Origin of the sequence: Pedobacter terrae (assembly GCF_900100705.1) — a bacterium.
Taxonomy (GTDB): Bacteria; Bacteroidota; Bacteroidia; order Sphingobacteriales; family Sphingobacteriaceae; genus Pedobacter; species Pedobacter terrae.
The window spans coordinates 33769-54507 of the sequence record NZ_FNCH01000008.1 but is presented as its reverse complement, the minus strand read 5'-3'; the positions used below and the strand labels follow the sequence as shown (position 1 = coordinate 54507).

The following is a 20739-nucleotide window of genomic DNA, read 5'->3' as shown; positions in this document are numbered from 1 at the left end:
AAGCAAATCTGTTGGCTGCCCTTGGCTTTTAACAGCAGTTTTTTTTAATATTTCAGGTTTATCCTGGATTGGCCGTTCCACTAGAAATGATCGGTTTAAACGAAGGGTTCTAGTACAACCTTTCGTTTTTTTATGGCTATGCAGGAAACTTTGTTCCTCCTTTCCTTTTTGAAGGTTTAAGTTTATTTATATTGTTTTTCATGGTAGGTTTAAAAATTATAGGTAATAGAAGTGCTATAAGTGCGTCCAAATTTTTGAGAAAACATGATCTGATCTCCATCCTCAAATTTGTCGGTAAAACCTGGCTTCAAAACGTATTGTGTGCTATAATCGGCACTTACATTAAAGTCAGGGTTTTTCTCATAACTTCCTGTATTTCTATAGATCACTGAAGCTTTATTGAGGAGGTTACCCGCATTAACTTTCACTTCAAACCTGTTTTTGTAAAATTTATAACTGATTTGTGCATCAATCTGATCTCTTGGACTTTCATATTCAATACGCTGAAGTTCGGGACTGACAAGTGTCGTTTTACGGCCTGATTTATTATAGGCAACGTTAAAGCCAAAATGTTGATCCAGGTATTGCAGGCCGGCGTTAATCAGATAAGGTGCCTGGCCATACATGTTTCTTTTTGTTTTGGAACTTACATTAATGCTTTCTCCATTAGTCCCAGTAGCTTTGTAGGTACCCACAACATCTGCTTTTTGTAAAGTGAGGTTGCTGTACAGCGTTAAACGGGATAGCAGGCTATTGCTGCTAATAAAACCAAGATTTTTTCTCAATTCGAACTCTAAACCATAAACTTTTGCTTCGTCAGAATTTTTGATATAATATAAACCAACTCCGTTGGATAGGCTATAGGTTAACTCAACTGGCTTATCAAATTTTTTATAAAATGCACTTGCAGAAATAATTTCGCCAAGACCAGGAAACCACTCTAATTTAAAGTCGTAATTTTTAATTTGGGTACTGGCTATACCTGCATTTCCTAAAAGTGCATCGAACATCGGGTCATATCTAAAGAACTGGCTGTTATCCATCAGCTCAGGTCGTACCACAGCGTTTGAAAATGCTGCCCTGATATTAATTTCTTTGGTAGGGCTGTAAGTTAGGTTTGCAGATGGTAACCAACGCCATTTTTTTTCGTCCGGTAGTAAAAATGAACTGGTTCCTTTTACATTTATATCGTTACGAAGTTCAGTGTATTTATAGTATTCGGCTCTAACTCCCCAAACTAAGCGTAATTGCTCAGCGAAACGATTATCTAACATCAGGTAGCCTGCCTGGGTAATACTTTTTCCTTGATATCCATTTAAATAATAAGGACTGATAAAGTAATTGTAGCCATTGTCGCCAATTTTAGCTGGATCAATCATCTGCCCAATCGGGATATTCCTTAAACTGTCAGGAATATTGGCATTCTGAACCAGCGAAACAATGTCCCAATTTAATGTGCCTTGCTTATGAATGCCAAAATAACCGGTTTTGATGTTATTGCTTAAAGGGCCGGCTTTGAAGGGCATACTTGCATCACCGCCCCATGAAAAATGGTGCTCTGTATTGCTATAATTATGTCGGGAGGTAGGTTTAATATATCCTTCTCTTTGTCCGCTTGCCTGATAAAAATATTCATAATCATTACCTATTTGCTTCAAATTTTGAGTGGTAATGCCCATGTCTTTTTCTTTACGATCTATTGATGTACGTGATAAGTTCCACTCTAATTTCACTTTGCCAACCTGATGCTGGCCGTTTAACTTATTTTGTAAAAGGTCTGTATAAGTAGGATCATCAGTTTCGGTAATGGCATTAGGTTTTAATCCTTTTGTAAAAAAGTCATATCCATCTATGTTATCGTATCCAGCTATTCTCATCAAATCATTGTTATATATGTGCGAATAGGTATTGCGAAAGCTAAACTTATTTTTATCCAGCTGTAATCCAACATTAAGCATAGCCGCCAAAGTGGTATTAAACATATATTTGCCTCCATTATTTTGCGTATTAATATTCCATTCACTCCTGGTAATTTGTTCAACAATGTTAATGTTCTGGGTATTGCGGTAATTTAATGAACCTGTAACACCAAGCTTTTTATTGTTCGTGGTATCTATTTTGATAATCCTTCCGATTGTAAACTGATAATTTTGCGATGGAGCCGTTTTATATTTATACATCGTAAAGTTGTCGTTGGTAAATTTCTGGCTCTGGGCTTTTATCTTTTGTGCATATTGCTCTGGCGTTAGTGTGTTATTTGGTGTAACGGTTGGTTCGGTATGCTGCAAATCTGTTGGGAATTTTCTGCTGCCATCATCAAAACCGAAATAATCATATTTGCCTCTTTTATGACTTAAAAAATCTTTGCCTGTACTTTGATCGTTATAAGCAGTACCTGCCGTAAAACTTATAAAATTCTCGGTAGGGATGTCTTTGGTAGCAATCTGGATTAAACCACCACCGAAACTATTGCTCATATCTGGCGTAACGGTTTTACTCACCACTACGTTATCAACTAAATTAGATGGAATTAAATCAAAGGAGAAGTTACGGGTTTGCGCCTCAGTACTTGGCAAGGTAATGCCATCTAGCTGGGCAGTATTGTAACGCTCGCCTATACCGCGTACCAAAACCATTTTATTATCTACTGAACTCACCCCACTAATGCGTTTTAAACTTTCGCCTATGTTTTTATCTGGTGTTCTCGAAATCTGTTCGGCACTGATTCCATTACTGATCTCGGAGGCATTTTTCTGACGGGTTAATAAGCCTTCAACTGATGCTTTTTTGTATGTGGCGGTTACCAAAACATCCTTAAGCCCTTTTGCATCGGGTTTTAAAGAAATATCCAAAGGCGTAGCTTTATCGGCCTTTACCGTCACATCACTGATGCGTTGGGTCACAAATGAAATATAACTGATTTCTACCGTATAGGTGCCAGGTTCTGCGTTGATGCTATAACTTCCGTCGCTGGCGGTTTGGGTAGCTTTACCCGTTTCGATAATTTTTATCGAAGCACCAGGAAGTGTTTCACCTTTTTCGTCGAATATTTTTCCTGATATCCGGCCCGGTTTTACCGGATCTGGTAATTTATAAAGCAATATGGTATTGGCATCAGCAAACCGATATGTTACTTTGGTGCCCAACAATATTTTCTTGAGGATTAACTCAAGTGGCATATTCTTTACCTCAAGGTTTATTTTTTCGTTCGGGCTAAAAATCGATCTGTTGTAATTGATGGAAAACCCTGCTTTATCCTCTAATAATGAAAGTGCTTCATGTATACTTTTAGCGGCTATATTAATACTCAAACCGCTTTCTTTAGGCGTTTGCGCAAAGCTGCTTGCCATGCCCTGGTTAAATAAAAAGGTACACAATACCATTATCGCTACTATAGGGCGGTAATCCAAATTGATAAAATATTCTTTTATATAGTCGTAAAATCCTATTTTCATAGGTTCAAGATGTTTTTTAATTCTCACGGGTTAAAAACTTTTGTTTTAGGAGCTGGGTTGTTCGAGCAATCCGGCTCCTTGTTCATGAAAGAGGTTTAATTTGTTTTTCGTAGGTATAAATCCGGTTAATTGCGCTTTTTGCAGCGCTATAGCATATCGCTAACTCATCATTGACAGCCCTCCCCCCATACGGTTATTGTTTTGTTTGCAGTATCTATTTTATATTTTATTTTTTTGCCGCTCATCACACGGATTTCTTCCATTACATCGCTAATACTTTTGTTAGTAAACGTGGCATTAAACCTGCACTGGTTTAGTTTATTGGTCTTCAGTTCAAAATGCACATTGTAATACCTTTCTAATGACTTAAAAATATTGGGCAGCGCTATATCCTTAAAAGCAAAGCTGTTTTTAATCCATGCATTTACTTCGGTGATGCGCTCATTACTTACAGTATAATCGTGTGCCTTTAAATGATATAATAACTTCATTCCTGGAGTGAGGAGTGATAAATGTTTTAATTTACCATCACGGTTTTCTGAAACGCCTACTTTTCCGGTTCTTACTGCAACACTGAAAGTACCATCTTTAGGGTAGGCATATATGTTAAATGAAGTACCTAAAACCCTGGTCTGCATTTGACCGCTATGTACTATAAAAGGGCTTTTGGTATCATGTTTTACTTCAAAAAAAGCTTCACCTTCTAATCGGATACTTCTGAGTTTACCCTTAGCAAAATGTGATGGCCAGGTGAGTTTACTTCCAGTACCAAGGTATACAACAGAACTATCAGGCAAAATCAATTTTACTTTTTCGCCTTTTTGAGTGGTTTTACTTAAAAAGGCAACGTCTATTGGTATAGGTTGTTGCGCGTTCTTAAATGTATACCAGCCTAGCGCTGCAGAAATAATTACTACAATTGCTGCAGCATATTTTAAAAGAGAGAAGCTTGATCTGATTTGTGGTTTGCGTTCTTCAACTTTATTCCATATCTCTGCCAGGCCTTGGACAGCAGTTAAGGAATGATCGGTTTCGCTTTTTTGTTCTGCCCAGGCCTTTTCCATTACGCCATGAAATTCACTATCTGCGTTTGCCGGATCGGCCAGATACTCCATCAGGATTTTTTCTTGTTCCAGCGTGGTTTTTCCTGCTAAATAATGTTCAAATAGTATTTTAATGTTTTCTTTCACTTTAATATTTGTAAGCTTTTATGCTGCGCACTACTGTATATATGCGCGAGACTTGGCATACAGCTATAACGGGAGAAGATTTTTTTTAAAAGAGGATTTAATTGTCAATTAATAACCAATAATCAATTGGCAATGAACGGTTAGCGGGTATTTTAGGCGTTAACTTTAAAGCTTAATGCTCTTAATTCCGTGTTGGTTAAATGATAGAAGATCAAATAAAATTTAAGCTAATTTGGCCACGAAGGCACGGGAACGCGAAAAATTTAATGAGACTTGTTCATCTTCAGGGATAATTTATTGTATAAAAATCGATATGAATGGCCAGTAGATTTAATGGAAATATCTCCCTGGCTATCATCGTTTCGAGCGAAGTGCAAAGCAGTCGAGAACCAAAAAATGCTTCAGTCGCGATGATCATGGTTGCAAACGCGCAATGTTCCGCGCTCTACGCCTTACTCGAACCGCTCAGCAAAATATCATTACTACCAACGATATTATCGTTTCTGGCGAATAAGTCTTAAAGTATTTTCGCATGATACCCAGCGATTTTTTAAGGTGATTGTTGACCGTGTTTTTAGAAATGCCCATCAGTTGCGATATTTCTTCATGGGTATGGTAGTCATTACGGCTCAGCAGGTATATTTTTTTTACTTGCGGAGAAAGACTTTCTATCGCTTTATGAGCCAGTTGTTTCGATTCTTTCGCATCAAGTTCATCTTCAATCGCATTAAAAGATTGCTCCTGTACTAAATTTTCGCAGCTATAAGCTTTTTCTCTCGCTTTTTTACGGAGTCTGCCCAAAAAATTATTGCGGATCAGGGTATAAAGAAAAGCATCGAAATTTTTTTCGGGATCTACTTTAGCCCTGTTTTCCCAAAGTCTGACAAAGCTATCTTGTGTAAGTTCTTCGGCTTCTTCGCGGCAGCGGGTAAAATGGTAAGCATAACCAAATATCTTTTGGCGGTACCTGTGGTAAATTTCATTAAAAGCGGCCGAATCTCAAGCTTTCAATGCATTCAGGAGTTTTATATTTTTAAAATCTTCCAACTTTTCCATGAGTAGCGGTTAACGGATGCAAATTACAGCTTGCATTTAAAGTTAATGTTAAGCTAATAAGACCTTTTCTGACTTGTTTAGCGGTGGGTAATAACCATGCCCTGTTGCGCAGATTCGGCCCTCGAATCCATTAAAATATTTCCGGGACGAAAAGCCCCCAAAAGCATTGTGTTAAGATCAATTCTGGTTTTGGTTACTTTGCCGCTTATTCTTGCTATTGCTGTCTTTACCAGCGGATCGTTCTGATCGCCAAATGGGAGCAGGGGTAAAGTATTAATTTCATTTACAGCTACATCTGGTGGGATACCAGCACTGTAATTCCCGCTTCCCTGTGCATTAAACAGTTTATAAACGATCGGATGTATTTCCCAATTGACCTGTTTTGGGTTTCGGGCATCAAATATCCTAAAGGATGCTTCATCTTTTCCCCTGGTTTTTTCACCGATCTGTATCACCTGGATAAAGGGTTTTAAATTGTTGATCATCACTTCCGAAGCTGATGCAGTGGAAGCTGTTGACAAGATATAAACCTTGCTTAAACCCAGGTTTTGCTGAAGCAAAACATTGAAGTTTACCGTTCGATCGAAAGTAGCTGCAGTGCCGATCGATTCTGTTCTGGTTCCACCGTTTTTATTGCCTTTATAGGTGATGAATGCTTTATCGTAAGTTATATTTTGTGCAACCATGGCACATATTGCCGCCGCTTCTGCTACTTGTCCGCCAGAATTATAGCGTAAGTCAAGAATCAGATCGGTAATGCCTTCCGATTTGAAATTATTGAAAACCGGAGTCAATGAACTGGCCAAACCACCATTAAAATCAAGAAAATAGAGGTAGCCGATTTTTTTTCCAGCACTTTCCAGCACTTTACTGATTTCTTTTTGATCGAGAATTATGCCTTTGGTCAGTTCTACGGTACGAGTATCTGTCCATACATTGTTGTTCTGCTCTGCCAGACCAAGCGAAAAGTGGTCGCCGCTTAAAATTTCGTCCTGCAAGGCCTGTGCATTGGTTGATGTTAGAATTTTCCCATTGATCTTACTGATGTAATCTCCACGTTTTAAACCCGCCCTTGATGCAGGAGAATCTTTTAAAACCAGTTTGATAATCCCAATTACTTTTGCACTATTCTGGTCGCTAACGGTTACATAATCAAACCCAAAGTTCCGGTTGTTGGGGGTAATGGTTGTGGCATCATTTGGGATATTGATATAAGAGAAACGATCGGAAGCATTGCGGACGGTATTAAAAAAATCTTTTGGCGATAAACTGATATTTGGATCGGAAGGCAACTGCTCATTCCAATAGTAATAACGCTTTAGGCTGTCGAGTATCCAGGTATTGATGTTTTCATTACTGCCAGCGGGATAATCGGGCTGTTTGCTGTCTTTTTTACAGGATTGCAGGGAAACGATCAGAATAATAAGATAAGAACAGTAATAAACAATTCTTTTTAAGTGAGTAGAGCGTTTTTTCATAACCTTCTGATTTTTAACAACAAACTTAAAACTACTATTGTTAAGCGCGTATTAAGTTTTAAACTTCAGCTAGAGCGGTTAAATGAACAAATGAATACTGTTAATTTATAATTAACGTGGATTCGGGATAGCGAAATACTTAAAAAAAGAAACGGACATTATTATTATTAGATTATCGGACAATTTCTACTCAAAACAAGCCAAAGCCAGTCCGCTTAAACCGAACTCATGTTAAATCAGGCAGAAATGGGTAAGGATTCTTGACTTTGGTGCTTTTTTAATGCTATTGCACTGTTTTTGGCACTAGCGAATAGATAGAACTCTACGCTTGCAATAAAAATAAGTGCATAGCCAAAAAGTTCCAGAGACTCTTCCGATACATTTTTGACATCACGGGCATATTGCGCCTCCATAACGGCCATCCAAAAAACTTTTCTTCCATATAAGCGCGCAAAAACATAAGTAGTTACAATACCTGATAATAAAATTCCAAAAGAGAACTGGTTTACAAAATTATTTAAGTTCGAGAAAAAGAGTATTTTATTTCTGTAAATAAGCAAAGTTGCCAGCAAGAGCAGGCCAAATGCTCCGGTTTGCCAAGCTCCATCATACACGTGCTGGTCTAAAAAAGCATCCTGTTCCCTGATAAAAGAGGCCATCATAAAAGCAAAAAGGGCGAAAGAAAGTGGAAATAGCGATTTATACTTAAAAGAAGCATAGAGAAAAATGCCTGAACTTAAAAGTAACAAAATACTCTGAACATATTCTACCGCAGAATCTTCACTAAACTTATTGCTTACTGCTTCGTGTTTTACGTTCCATTTCAGAAATTCAGCAATCAGAAAAATGAATGCGCTATAGGCAATTAGCCGTATAATAGCAGTTTTAAAGCCTTTTGGGTTTGATGTGATTGTATAATTAGCCACCTTAATGAATTTGGGTTAGTGATCAGCGGAATCAAATTAATTATGATTCCGCTCTGATAAAATTTAGACTGCAAATTTCGGTCAAGAATCACTTTCAAAAAAGGTCTAAAGCTCCTATAAATTGGTTAAAAAGTACGAATATGCTTTGGCGTTGATTACAGCATTGCTAATGGGGCTTGATTATTTGTATAAATGTTACCCTGAAGGGTTACTATTTATTTTATTGCGCCAAATGCTGCAAAATAACAGTTCTTATGCAGGATCTCGGTAACACTAAACCCAACTTTTTGTAGCAAAGCCAGTTGATAATTCAGAGAGCGTGGGGTATCTTCATATTCGATATAATCTAATACCTTTTGTTTATACGTTTCACCGCCAAGTGTTTCCAGGTAAGCCCCGTATTGATCCTGAAAAAGTTTATCAATCAAAACTGAATCGTGTGCAATGAGGTCCGAAATCCAGATACTGCCACCGGGTTTTAAAGCTCTATAAATTTTGGTGAAAACATTTTCCCAATCGGCATCTGTACGCAAATGATGAAAGGTTGCTGCGGCCAGTACAATATCGAAATGGTTATCAGGCAAATTCAGGTTACGCATATCGTCCTGGATCAATGTTATTTTTCCGGTAGTCTGTGCCGATACCCTGTCTTTTGCACGTTCCAACATGGGCAAACTCAAATCGTTGAGTGTACAGTTCAGGTTTGGGATTTTGCTGAGCATTTTTAACGTGTAATTGCCTGCACCACAACCAATATCCAATAGTTCTTTTGCATTGGGATTAATGTGTTTGGCTGCCTCCGTGCAAAGTTCCATGGTAAGTGGTGCATCAATAGTAGTTTGTTGACCGCTATCCAGGTTCGAGAAACGTTCTACATCGCTGTCGAACCTTGTCTTTATTTCCTCATTTGTTGCTTTATGCGAATAATCCTTATTCATTGCTTTTAATTTTTTGTAAAGCTATCGTTGTTAATCATATTTGTAAAATATCAATTTTTGCATAAATTAATACCTTTTAAGTATTATAGATATGGAACTTAGACACCTTTTGTATTTTAAAACCGTTGCAGAAGAACTGCATTTTACCAAAGCAGCCACTAAACTTTTTATTTCGCAACCGCCTTTGAGCAGGCAGATTAAAGAATTGGAAGAAGAACTTGGCGTACAGTTGTTTTTTCGGAATAATAAACGGGTTGCCTTAACAAACGCTGGTAAATACTTTAAAAATGAGATAGATACTATGTTTGCCAAGCTGGAAGAAAGTAAAGAAGTGGTTCGTAAAATTCATGAAGGTGTGAGTGGTGAATTTAAGATTGGTTATATCAGTTCCGTTTATCAATCGCAACTGGCCGAAATTTTAAAATTAATGCATCAGGAATTTCCCTATCTCAAAACGAGTTTGTTCGAAGTGCCTACATTGGCCCAAATTACCGCGCTGGAGCATGGTGGCCTGGATGTGGGGATTTTAAGAGCTCCTGTGTTATCTGATAAATTGAAAGTAGAATCCTTGTTTTTCGATCCTTTTGTGGTGGTTTTGGCCGGTACAGATCACAAAATTGATAATCAGCAAGAACTTGCTGCTTTTTTAAGCAAGAGTCCGTTTATTTTCTTTAATAAAGATTTTGCCCCACAGTATAATCAGAAACTTATAGAAATTTGCCAGAGAATGGGCTTTAGTCCTGATATTACCCACGAAGCTAACAATGTACACTCGATACTGCAATTAGTAGAAGCGGGCTTGGGTGTATCTATTTTGCCACTATCGTTAAAAACGCAATACGCCCAGTTGAAAGTTTCTTTTATTGAGCTTGGATCCATCCCGATTAACACAGAGGTCGTATTGGCTTATAAGGAATCAAATAATAACCCGGCATTAAATTGGTTTATTAACCATTATGCTCAGTTGAAAATTGATTGATTTTCATTTCGATATCTATTTTTTAAAGGATTTTTTCCAATTAATTTATGAATTCCTGGTTTTTGCATATTGCATAACATCCGGATTTTTAGTTTTACTTAAAATTATATTATAATCTGTAGTAAATTCCATTTCGGCCAAATTACCTTTTGGTTATTTTATTATTTGAAATTGCCCTTTGTCGGTCGCATTTAAACGTGAAATTGCATTAGCTTTTAAAACAGCATGTTTGGTAGATTTATTATTCATCCGTTTTCGCCACATTTTAAAGCTGCACGCTTTCATTTGTTTCCTCATTAACACGATCACTTCCTGGTGTTTAAGTCCAAATTGTATAAAGATAGCATCAAAGGTAGTCCGGTCTTCCCATGCCATTTCGATGATCCTGTCAATTTCAACAGCTGAAAGTAAATCGATGTTAGTCATTTTTTAATCTGTTATCAGCTCTTACTTACCCGTTATATTTTGTTGTATCTGCTTTTAAGGGCTGAGCCAAACATCAGCATAAATTTTTGGCCATTGGAAATCCTAACCCGCTCATTCATCATTTGGGTTGCCGTTTTCTTCTTTATCTTCTCGAAAAGTGCTCTGTAGTAAACGTATGCCAGGTATACGCCACCGCGTGATGATTTTGGCAATGCTTTTATACCATAAAGTGCAGCATCGAATTCAGCTGAAATCTGGCTTTCTATTACAAGTTTTTCAGTTCTTGAAAATTCCGACAGGTTTATATCCGGGAAATAATTTCTGCTTAAGGAATAAAAATCTGCTTTCACATCCCTCAAAAAATTTACTTTCTGGAAAGCAGAACCCAGTTTCATCGCAGGTTCCTTTAAACGCTCATAACTATCCGAATCGCCATCTACAAAAACCTGCAGGCACATTAAGCCCACAACCTGTGCCGAACCCAGAATGTAACGGTCATATTTTTCAGGAGTATATTTTTGCTGATGAAGATCCATCTCCATACTTTCCAGAAAGAGCTCAATGAGTTCTTTTTTTATCTTGTATTGGTTTACCACCTGTTGAAAGGCATTAAGGATCGGGTTTAAACTGATCTGATCGTGGATAGCTTCTTCACAATCCCTCTTAAATTTATACAGTAGGGTGGCCTTATCATAGTCGTGGAAACTATCTACAATTTCATCTGCAAGCCTCACAAAGCCATATATGGCATAAATGGCATCCCGATGGCGTTTGTTTAGGAAACGGATACCCAATGAAAAGCTTGTGCTGTAACTTTTGGTAACTACTTTGCTGCACTGCGCAGATACGCTGTCATAGATTATCTTCATTTATTGATAATTAAATCTTTTCAAAATTTTGTTCGTAATGGAAGTCTTCAAGCTTTTTGAGAATAGCAATCAGCCTCATTTTTTCATCGTTATTTAGCGGACCGGTAACTTTGGCCGATGCCAGGCGGATTTTATCCATACATTTATTAAGTTCATCATTTCCCTGTTCCGTAATGCCTATGATTACGCTTCTTTTATCTATACCTGAAGGTTTTTGCTCGATAAACCCTTTATCCAGTAGTCTTTTAATAATCAATGTTCCTGCTGGCTTATCGTGCACATTTTCTTTAATCAGGTCTGTTTTGCTCATTGCACCGTGCGAAACCAGATTGATGAGGTAAATGAATTCATCTGGGGTAGAGAATGAACTTTCTGCTATCGCCTCCTTTGCATGCATCTTTGCATACCTGTAAAGGTGGACAAGCGTTGTATTGATCACACTATCTGCAGATCGTCCGCTTATTTTACCGCTCCAGTCAGGTTCTACATTAGGTAATGAGGCATTGTCTGCCGAATGTTCACTAATCCATTTTTGAAAAGCCTGTAAATCATCTTTCGGTTTTATAGCGGTGTTTTCGTAAGTTTTAACCAATAATAATAGTTCGTTTATGAGATTGTACATCATGTCTTTTTAGATTAGAACAGTTTAGATGCGGTTTCTTCGGCGCTGGTTTAACAATTAAAATGTTGTTTTTAAATTGCTCATGCCACCATCAATGGGAATAACCTGACCTGTTATCCAACTGCTTTCTGGCGATAATAAAAATCTGATGGCGCTGCTGATGTCTTGAACTGATCCATATCTTCCTATGGGATGCCTTTTCGCAGAGGCTTCCATCTTTTCCGGGGTATTGAGTAGTTTCGATGCTAATGGTGTATCAGTTAAAGAAGGTGCCACAACATTTACCCTAATCTGGCTTCCGCTCAACTCCGCCGCCAAAGAAATAGCTAATCCCTCTACCGCTGCTTTGGATGCTGCAATGCTGGCATGATAAGCCATTCCAGTTCTTGCTGCTACAGAACTGATCATTACGATGGATGCAGCTGTAGCGCTTTTTAGTGATTTAAGCGATTGTTGTATGGACAAAGCTGCCCCAACAACATTAAGTTTAAAATCTGCTATCAGGTCGTTTTCTGTAATTCTGGAAAAAGGCTTAAGGTTAATGTTGCCAACACAATAAACAAATCCATGTAGTTCAGCAGGTAGCACTTCGGATAAGATCCCTGCTTCCAGCATTACATCCAGCTTAATATATTGGATAGATTCTGGCCAGCTGTCTGAAGGATTTCTCGATGCAGCAAAGACATTTGCGCCTTCACTATTAAGCAGGTGAACCAACTCAAGGCCTATACCAGAGCTTGCGCCAATAATGAGTATGTTTTTATTTTGGAATTGCATGAGATGATTTTTGGATGTTAATATAGTTTATAAATACGTAAATTTAATTGTTTTGGTTTATAAATAAACAAATTATTTCATAACAATTAGCGATAACCATATTACTGATAAGCTAAGACTCGCGCCCTTGACGCCATTCCGGTTCACACAGAGGGGGTAATGGCTTATAAAGAATCAAATAAAAATCCGGCATCAAGCTGGCTTATACCGCATGACGTTCAGTTGAAATGATTTGATCAATTTAGCGTTTTCAGGCGTATCCAGGTGGTTTTATAATTTCGTCCGTAATGCCTGGAACATTGGATTGGATCTAAAAAGCTGCAGTTAAATAAACGGGCTATTGCGTTTCCAAAATTATAACTACCTTGTCTTTTTAAGTTAATGTATATTTGCCAGACGAATGATCAATGTTAATCACACCGATGAAAAGTCTTTATTACTTCAATTAAAAAATGGTGACGAGCGGGCATTTGAAATATTATACAATAACTATAAATTTCGGATCGCCGGAAATTTATTCAAACTTCTCAAATCTGACGACCTGGTAAAAGAAGTGCTGCAAGAGCTTTTTTTTAAAATATGGGAGGTGCGGGCACAGATTGACCCCGAAAAATCTTTTAAATCTTATCTTTTTCGTATAGCAGAAAACCTGGTACATGATTACTTTCGGAAAGTAGCTAAAGACAAACGTTTATTAACTAAAATGGTTGCTTCAAGTTCAGAGCTGTATCTTCACGTTGAAGAAGATTTGCTGAGTAAAGAAGATGCTGAAAAATTACAACATGCGATAAACCTGATGCCTCCACAGCGTAAAATGGTTTTTACGCTCTGCAAATTAGAAGGTAAATCTTATAAAGAAGTAGAGCAGATTATGGGCATTAATGCCAAAACTATTAGTAGCCATATGCTGCAGGCCAATAGATTTCTTAAAACGTATTTTAAAGATTCTTCCGCATTTACCATTTCAGTAGTTTTGGCTGTTTTATTTAAAGGCTTTTAATCCAGATCGCTGTTTTTGGAAATTAATTGTTAATTTCTTGTTAACAGACTAAGGATATTTTTGTTCAGCTCCGTATTAGCTGTAAAATTGAACCTTGAAAACAGCTGAACAACTCCATATACTCTTCAAAAAACACCTGGATAATACCTGTAGTCTTGAAGAAACGCAACTTCTGATGGATTATTTTCAACTCGATGAAGACCAGGAAGTATTAAAAAATCTCATCATCGGCGCATTAGAGGTTCACGATGAGCAATATGAAAAAGATTTGGCCATTGCGAAGGTACTGGGAAAGGTTGACCAGGATTTGTTTGCACAGATTCAGCAATCAGCACAAGCCGTGCCCAAAGGTAAACATAAAATGCTCAGACTTTGGTTAAAAATCGCTGCTGTTGCTGCAGTTTTAGCCGTAGCCTACCTCGGTTTTTATTTTCTCAATAAACAACCAGAAAAGATTGCCGATGTCTCTAAAATTGCTGTAAATGAAATCAAGCCAGGGCGTTATGGTGCGGTACTTACCCTTGCAAACGGCAGGAAAGTTAGCTTGGCAAATGCGTCCAAAGGCGAAATAGGAAGAGAATCCGGGATAGTGATTACTAAATCTGCCGACGGCAAACTGGTGTACGAAGTTGGTGAAAAGGCTTCGGATCCTAATGCTACCAATACCCTGTCTACCGCTCGTGGGGAAACCTATCAGGTACGGCTGCCTGACGGATCACTTGTGTATTTAAATGCCGCTTCCAGTCTCACATACGCCACCTCCCTCATTCAAAACGGAAAGCGGGTAGTTACCCTGAGTGGTGAAGGATATTTCGAAGTCGCGAAGGATAAACAACACCCGTTTATTGTAAAAACAGACCGCCAGGAAGTAGAAGTATTAGGAACTCATTTTAACATCAGCAGTTATGCCGATGACGCAATAGAGAAAACAACTTTATTAGAGGGAAGTGTGAAGTTATCTGTATCGGGAGACTCCAGGATTTTAAAACCAGGACAGCAGGCTAAACTTTACAGGGGAGGGATACAGATTAATGAAACAGATACAGACCTGGCTGTGGCCTGGAAAAATAACGAGTTTGTGGTGGAAAGTGAGCACATTGAAAATATCATGAAAATGATTGAACGCTGGTATAATGTAGAAGTGGTTTACATCGGCGAAAAAACCAATCAACGGTTTAGTGGTAAAGTTTCTAGGTTTGATAAAATCTCCAAGGTTCTCGAAATCGTCGAATCTACCGGAGAAGCACATTTTGAAATTAAAGGCAGAACCGTATATGTATCCAAATAATAAATAACGAATAATCAACTAATTTTTAACCTTTAAACAAACTACATGACGAAAAAAATACGATAAGAAAAACTTCCCAAAAAAACAGGCCCCGTTTAACTGCCGGGACCTGATCATAGTCTGGAATATTCGATTGAAAATCAATTTACAACCACAGTCTTGCTACGGACCAACGCATCAGAGACTGTTTAACCAAACCAACTACTAATGTATCAAAAATCAAGGAAATTTGGTATACCTAACCGGCTGTACCTCAAATTATTGTTAACCATGCGCCTAACCATTGTAATAATAATAGCGTGCCTTATGCAGGTAAGTGCATCAAGTCTCGCTCAAAAAGTGACTTTAACCAAGTCAAATGCTTCCCTTCGGTCTGTTTTTAAGGAACTTAACCAACAAACTGGTTATAATTTTTTTTATACAGACAACTTACTGGAAAATTCAATACCCGTAACCATCAATGTTAAAGATGCTGAATTGCCCGCTGTGCTTAAGCAAATTTTTGCAGCACAAAATTTAGACTTTACCATACGCAACCAGACCGTGGTGATTAAAGCAGGTGTAAAGGCTAGCCTGGATGTCATTTCTGGTTTTGTTGGCGATGCCAAAGAACACAAGCCAATCCCGGGCGTTACGGTATCTATCAAGGGAACAAAGTCTGCGGTTCAGACGGATAAGAATGGAAAGTTTTCCATCAGCATCCCGGCAGGTGCAACATCTTTGGAGTTCAGATTTATAGGTTATAAGACAGTTGAGGTGCCTATCTCCTCTAATTCGAATTATACCATTTATATGCAGGAAGATCAGTTAACGCTAAATGAAACGGTGATCACAGGAATGGTAGACAGGAAAGTCAACACTTATACCGGAGCTGCTAAAACCATGACCGGAGCTGAGCTTAAAGCCGTGAGTCCGGTAAATGTATTTGCCGGTATTGCCGCCCTCGACCCATCTTTCAGAATCATTCCCAATAATAAGATTGGGGGTAACATCAATGCGCTACCTGAAATTACCATGCGTGGACAAACTTCTTACCCAACCCTGGGTTCAGAACTTGTTGGAAATCCCAATACGCCATTGTTTATTCTCGATGGATTCCAGGTTTCATTACAGGCAATTGTAGACCTCGATATGAATCAAATCGCATCTGTTACTTTGTTAAAAGATGCTTCTGCTACTGCAATGTACGGATCTCGTGGGGGTAACGGTGTAATGGTTGTTACAACAATCCTCCCACCGCGAGGAAAAGTAGAGGTTTCTATAACCAATAACTTAACCTTATCATCCCCTGATCTTTCAGTATACCACATGCTGAATGCATCAGAAAAACTGGATTTCGAACGTCGTGTAGGTTTTCTAAACAGTTATAGAGGCCAGGCTATTAATGCAGAACGATATAAAGCCGTTTTGAGCGGTGTGAATACAGACTGGAAATCTATTCCCGTTCAAACAGGAATCAACAACAGAACTAACTTGTCATTACGTGGCGGCGACCAGTCTTTGACCTTCAACCTTACTTTCAGCGGAAATCTGTTACAGGGCGTAATGAAAGAACAGGATAGGAAAAATTATTCTGGAAGTTTTACATTAAGTTATAAAACCAATAATTTAACCTTCCAAAACAACACGATTGCAACTCAGGTTATTTCTAATGACTCGCCCTATGGAGAATTTAGTCAGTACCTGGCTTTGAATCCATACTGGAAACCTTACGATGAAAATGGTAATATAAACCAGTACCTGGAGAACATCAATTTGGGCTTCGGTGTAGCAGGTTCGGTTGTCTTAAACCCATTAATGGATATTAAGTACAATACTATCAACAACAGGAATAAGAACTTTAATTTAAGAAACAACACCACTATTCGTTACGACTATAGTAAGTCTTTGTGGTTTACTGGTGCACTGGGCATTACCAAAGTAAACGGAACAATAGATAACTTCTATTCTGCGTTAGATAGCCGGTTTAATGGTGTTGCAGATTTAAGTGCGAGAGGTTCCTATTCGAAAGACAATAGTGATGCCTTTACCATGGACGGAACAGGTGCTGTGAACTACAACAAGAATTTTGGAAAGCATGGCGTTACGGTATATGCAGGATTCAGGCTTGCCAGCACAAACTTAAATTCATATAATGTATCTACACAGGGTTTTCCTTTCGATCGTCTGGACAACATCCTGTTTGCTGCGCAGTATTTAAACAGCAGGCCTACCGGAACGGAAAGTACAATTAATAACCTTTCCTACACAGGAAGTGCAAATTATTCTTATGATAACCGGTATTTTACTGATTTTACCTATACCAGAGATGGCTCGTCTGCTTACGGGGAAAACAATAAATTTGGTAACTTCTGGTCTGCAGGTTTAGGATGGAACATCAATAATGAACAATTCCTTAAGGACAGCAGAACAGTTAATCTATTGAGGATTCGCGGTAGTTACGGTTCTACCGGTACATCTGTACAAGATCCTTACGCCGCACAATTTAGGTACAACCTGGGTACATCGACCGGTTATTTCGGCGAGGTAGGTGCTTTTCCTGGTGCACTTGGAAACCCGAATTTAAGCTGGCAGCAGGTATTAAAGTCTAACATTGGTATTGCTTCAGCATTTCTGGACAACCGTTTAACTTTTAATGCAGAATTTTATAACGAAGTAACGCAGAATGCGCTGACTACAGTTTCGCTGGCATCTAGCACCGGTTTCCCTTCTTACACTGAAAATTTGGGTAAAATTCAAAACAGGGGATTACAACTCGACCTCGGTTATACCATACTATCTGACCCTCGTAAAGGCTTAAAATGGAATGTTTCTGTGAACGCAGCCACTAATAAATCGGTGTTAAAAGAAGTTTCTGATAAACTTAAAGCCTTCAACGCCGCATTGAATACAAATAATCCTAATCAGACAGTTGAAAATGCGCAGTTTATTGAAGGTCAATCGACAACGGCCATTTATGCGGTGAGGTCACTAGGCATTGATCCGGTTACCGGCCAGGAAGTTTACCTGAAAGCAGATGGTACCCCAACCTTTGTGTGGGATGTTAATGATAAAACCTATGTTGGCGATACACGCCCAAAATGGACAGGTGCCATTAATTCAAACTTCCTGTACGCAGGTTTTGCCTTAAATTTCAGTTTCAATTATAATTATGGTGCTGATCTGTATAACAGTACGTTATTAAACCGTGTGGAGGCCGTTGATGCGCGTAACAACGTAGACCGAAGAGCGTATGACCTGGGTTGGACTGGACCTGGAAGTTTGAGCCCATACCGTAGAATTACAACCTCTGCGACACCAACAAAGCTTACTTCACGTTTTGTTCAGCGCGATAATAACATTCAGCTCAGCTCCATTAATTTGAGTTATCAGTTCAAAACCGCATTTGTAAAAAAGTTAGGCTTGCAGAACCTAAGTGTTAGTGCCACAACGAACAACCTGGCTACCTTTAGCTCCATTGAAATAGAACGTGGTACAGATAATCCTTTTGCCAGAGAGTATACATTTGGTTTAAGTGCAAGATTTTAAATTCAAAAAACATATTCATATCCCAATGAAAAGAACAACATTAATTATAGGAATCCTGGCAATAGTTGCGATGTTTTCCGGTTGTAAGAAATTTTTGGATGTAACACCCAAAACGAGTCTATCTGAAGAACAGCTGTTTACTTCAGAAGTTGGTTTTCAACAGGCTTTATCAGGCGTATATGGCCAGCTTGCCAGTAGCAAACTCTATGGGGATAACCTTTCCATGGGCTTCGCTTCCGCGCTTGCTCAAAATTATGCGACAATTGATCCTGCATCGTCAGTTCAGTTGCAACAGACACAACTCCTGAACTACGCTTCAACGGAAGTCGTAAGCTATACCGATTCCATCTGGTCTGCCAGTTATAGTGCAATTGCCGCAGCTAATAAAATAATTGCAAATACAGAAGCAAACAGATCTGTGCTATCCAATAATTCGTACGCACTATTACGTGGTGAAGCTTTAGCCTTAAGGGCATTTTTGCATTTTGATTTATTACGGATGTTTGGGCCTGAATATACTGCGGGTGCCAATCTAAAAGCCATCCCTTACAAAAAAGACGTCAACCAAAATGCAAATCCCCCAGCAACAACTGCAGAGGTGGTTAAATTTGCCCTGGCCGACCTGAAAGAAGCGGAAAGTCTACTGTTACCTGTTGATCCGATTGTGACCAGCGATTTACGTGCCAGGCGGAATAAATTAAATTACTATGGTGTAAAAGCACTGGAAGCAAGGATCATGTTATATAGCGGCGATAATACAGGCGCTGCTGCTGCCGCAAATGTAGTAATCAGTTCGGGTAAGTATGCATTTGTTACCCAGGCTGCGGCCGGTGCCGTTAGTTCGGGTTTAACAGTACGTGACCGCTTGTATTTTAACGAGCAGGTATTTATGATCAGGGTTAGGGATATATTGCCGACCGTTCAACGTTATTTTAGATTTAGGGGGGCTGCAAGCCAAACGCTTACACGTAGCGCCGCTAATTTTAGTACACTTTACGAAACCAACAATGGGGGGACTTCAGACTTTAGATTTGCGTTTCGCCTTGAGCAGGAGGGAGGAGTCCCGTTCCCATCTAAATTCTGGCAGGCATCCAGTTCTACCACCCCAATTACCGATAATTTACTCGATCAGTATGTACCAGGTATCCGTCTTTCGGAGATGTATTATATTCTGGCTGAAACGGCATCAACGCCTGCGATTGGCGTAAGCTATTTAAATACAGTACGCCTGAACAGAGGAATTGGCGTTTTACCGAATACGATCACTGCTTCGACGCTTAAAGGAGAGATTACCAAGGAGTATCAGAAGGAATTTTATGCAGAAGGACAATTATTTTTTTACTATAAACGTATTAAAGCTTCTAGAATGCAATTTGGTCCTGCTATGGCACAGAGTCAATATATACTCCCAATTCCGCCTTCCGAACTTCAATTTAATCCAAACTATGCTAATTAATCACACTTGTATTATGAAATATATATTATATGTGACGATGGTCTTTACGCTTTTTTCTTGTAAAAAAGAAGCTGTAGAAACCTATCAAGGAAAAGATGGCGTTAGCTTCTTTGCTTACACTTACCAACAATTACATACCACAGCAACGAGAAGTTACTCTTTTGCATTTCAAAAAACTGTAAAAACAAGGGATACGATGTATATACCTTTGAGGCTTACAGGAAAGCTGTCTGATCAGCCACGTACCGTATTGCTAAAAACAGCTGCCGGAACAACTGCAACAGCGGGTGTGGATTTTGAGCTAAAAGAAGTGACCATTCCGCCTGGTGTCTACATATTTAACTATCCACTTGTACTGATCAACTCTGTTGGAATGGCAAGCCATGTTTATAGAATCGTTTTAGAGCCAGCTGAAACCAAGGATTTTACTTTAGGTACGCTCGGCCAAACGCCCGCGACCACCACTATCCAGACGGAGGAAAACTTTAGATATCTGAAGATTGATGTATCCGGCATGTATGTTAGACCTGCTTATTGGGATCTTTTAGATGAGGATTTTGGGGAATTTAGCGCCGAAAAGTATAAATTCATGGTTAAAGTACTGGGTATAACAGATTTCTCTTTAGATAGTATCGGATCTGACGGTCTGCTCAACTTCCCCGTGACGCTGAGAAATGCGCTGGCCGCTTACGAGGCTGCAAATGGTCCATTGTTAGATGAGAACGGTCAAGAGATATCGTTCCCTTAATTT

General features: G+C 38.8%; 16 protein-coding genes. 6 read left to right on the top strand and 10 right to left on the bottom strand.

Translation table 11 applies throughout. The features are described 5' to 3' along the window. Positions 1-209: 209 nt before the first annotated feature. The 6 genes from BLR60_RS11740 to BLR60_RS11715 form a co-directional block, all read right to left on the bottom strand. A complete protein-coding gene (locus tag BLR60_RS11740; RefSeq protein ID WP_090499996.1) occupies positions 210-3455 on the bottom strand; it encodes a TonB-dependent receptor in 3246 nt (1081 codons plus the stop codon). Positions 3456-3622: 167 nt separating this feature from the next. Next, complete coding sequence (locus BLR60_RS11735; RefSeq protein ID WP_090499994.1) at positions 3623-4645, bottom strand: FecR family protein; 1023 nt, start codon at positions 4643-4645, stop codon at positions 3623-3625. Between the two features lie 465 nt (positions 4646-5110). Beyond that, positions 5111-5623, bottom strand: a complete 513-nt coding sequence (locus BLR60_RS11730) for an RNA polymerase sigma-70 factor (RefSeq protein WP_090499992.1) — start codon at positions 5621-5623, stop codon at positions 5111-5113. Between the two features lie 155 nt (positions 5624-5778). Continuing rightward, positions 5779-7179, bottom strand: a complete 1401-nt coding sequence (locus BLR60_RS11725) for a S41 family peptidase (protein WP_090499990.1) — start codon at positions 7177-7179, stop codon at positions 5779-5781. Between the two features lie 236 nt (positions 7180-7415). Next, complete coding sequence (locus tag BLR60_RS11720; RefSeq protein ID WP_090499988.1) at positions 7416-8105, bottom strand: hypothetical protein; 690 nt, start codon at positions 8103-8105, stop codon at positions 7416-7418. Positions 8106-8320: 215 nt separating this feature from the next. Continuing rightward, a complete protein-coding gene (locus BLR60_RS11715; RefSeq protein WP_090499986.1) occupies positions 8321-9043 on the bottom strand; it encodes a class I SAM-dependent methyltransferase in 723 nt (240 codons plus the stop codon). 91 nt (positions 9044-9134) lie between these two features. Between BLR60_RS11715 and BLR60_RS11710 the strand changes: the two genes are divergently transcribed. Next, on the top strand, positions 9135-10022 hold the full coding sequence (locus BLR60_RS11710; protein ID WP_090499984.1) for a LysR family transcriptional regulator: 888 nt from the start codon (positions 9135-9137) through the stop codon (positions 10020-10022). 153 nt (positions 10023-10175) lie between these two features. On the opposite strand, the gene BLR60_RS11705 is transcribed toward BLR60_RS11710, so the two are convergent. From BLR60_RS11705 to BLR60_RS11690, 4 genes are read right to left on the bottom strand one after another with little or no spacing between them, the layout of a single operon-like run. Continuing rightward, positions 10176-10448, bottom strand: a complete 273-nt coding sequence (locus BLR60_RS11705; RefSeq protein WP_244155643.1) for a TIGR03643 family protein — start codon at positions 10446-10448, stop codon at positions 10176-10178. 32 nt (positions 10449-10480) lie between these two features. Then, positions 10481-11317 (bottom strand): phytoene/squalene synthase family protein, encoded by an 837-nt coding sequence (locus BLR60_RS11700; protein WP_090499982.1) that lies wholly within the window; start codon positions 11315-11317, stop codon positions 10481-10483. A 10-nt stretch (positions 11318-11327) separates the two neighbouring features. After that, on the bottom strand, positions 11328-11942 hold the full coding sequence (locus tag BLR60_RS11695; RefSeq protein ID WP_090499978.1) for a MarR family winged helix-turn-helix transcriptional regulator: 615 nt from the start codon (positions 11940-11942) through the stop codon (positions 11328-11330). Between the two features lie 54 nt (positions 11943-11996). Further along, complete coding sequence (locus BLR60_RS11690; protein ID WP_090499974.1) at positions 11997-12716, bottom strand: SDR family NAD(P)-dependent oxidoreductase; 720 nt, start codon at positions 12714-12716, stop codon at positions 11997-11999. A gap of 400 nt (positions 12717-13116) precedes the next feature. Here BLR60_RS11690 and BLR60_RS11685 point away from each other — a divergent pair, with 400 nt between their 5' ends. The 5 genes from BLR60_RS11685 (at position 13117) to BLR60_RS11665 (ending at position 20736) form a co-directional block, all read left to right on the top strand. After that, on the top strand, positions 13117-13716 hold the full coding sequence (locus BLR60_RS11685) for an RNA polymerase sigma factor (RefSeq protein WP_090499972.1): 600 nt from the start codon (positions 13117-13119) through the stop codon (positions 13714-13716). 94 nt (positions 13717-13810) lie between these two features. Further along, entirely contained in the window at positions 13811-15004 is a 1194-nt protein-coding gene (locus BLR60_RS11680) for a FecR family protein (protein WP_090499969.1), read from the top strand. Positions 15005-15211: 207 nt separating this feature from the next. Then, positions 15212-18532, top strand: a complete 3321-nt coding sequence (locus BLR60_RS11675; RefSeq protein WP_090499967.1) for a SusC/RagA family TonB-linked outer membrane protein — start codon at positions 15212-15214, stop codon at positions 18530-18532. Positions 18533-18557: 25 nt separating this feature from the next. Continuing rightward, complete coding sequence (locus BLR60_RS11670; RefSeq protein ID WP_143009068.1) at positions 18558-19988, top strand: RagB/SusD family nutrient uptake outer membrane protein; 1431 nt, start codon at positions 18558-18560, stop codon at positions 19986-19988. 13 nt (positions 19989-20001) lie between these two features. Continuing rightward, positions 20002-20736, top strand: coding sequence for a DUF4843 domain-containing protein (locus tag BLR60_RS11665; protein ID WP_167354724.1), 735 nt, complete (start codon positions 20002-20004; stop codon positions 20734-20736). Positions 20737-20739 lie beyond the last annotated feature (3 nt).